This is a genomic window from Leptospira saintgironsiae, assembly GCF_002811765.1.
GTDB lineage: Bacteria > Spirochaetota > Leptospiria > Leptospirales > Leptospiraceae > Leptospira_B > Leptospira_B saintgironsiae.
In genome coordinates, this window is record NZ_NPDR01000042.1 from 1 (window position 1) to 507 (window position 507).

Sequence of the window (507 nt, forward strand, 5' to 3'; positions counted from 1 at the left end):
ATGTCGCCTAAGACGACGACAGAATATTTAAATCCTTCCGGAGAAGTATTAGGGCATGATGCAGTTGTCCGTATATCGGATAGATTTACTGATTCAGCGAAATCTGGAACAGATCTTGCTGAATATACGAAGAACGGCAAAGCCGCGCCATTGGATGCATTGCCTGAAAGACGAGTTAAGGAGTTAACCGATCCGACTAATAAAAAGCTAACCTCAATCAAGGTAGATGGTCTTGCTTATGATCGAGTCGTGAAAGGTAACGAAGTAACCTTTGAGAGAACCGCAAATGGTGTTAAAGAAAGCATCTCGATCTTGTCGGATGGATTATTGCATAAGACAGCAGTTAGGTCGAACGGAGAAGTTATATCTGAGAAGTTCCTGAAACCGAATGGTCGAGAAGAAGTAACTCCTGAAGGCCGAGAGAGAATTGTAGATGCAGGTAAGAAGGGTTCTGATCTAGCGTTCTTGGATAATTCAAAGAAGGCATCTGAAACGATCTCTCTTAAG

1 protein-coding gene is annotated in these 507 nt (G+C 42.6%); it reads left to right on the forward strand.

Annotated elements, in window-relative coordinates:
* Nucleotides 1-507, forward strand: a 507-nt coding sequence (locus CH362_RS19295) for a hypothetical protein (protein ID WP_165780301.1), incomplete at both ends; no start/stop codon positions are given.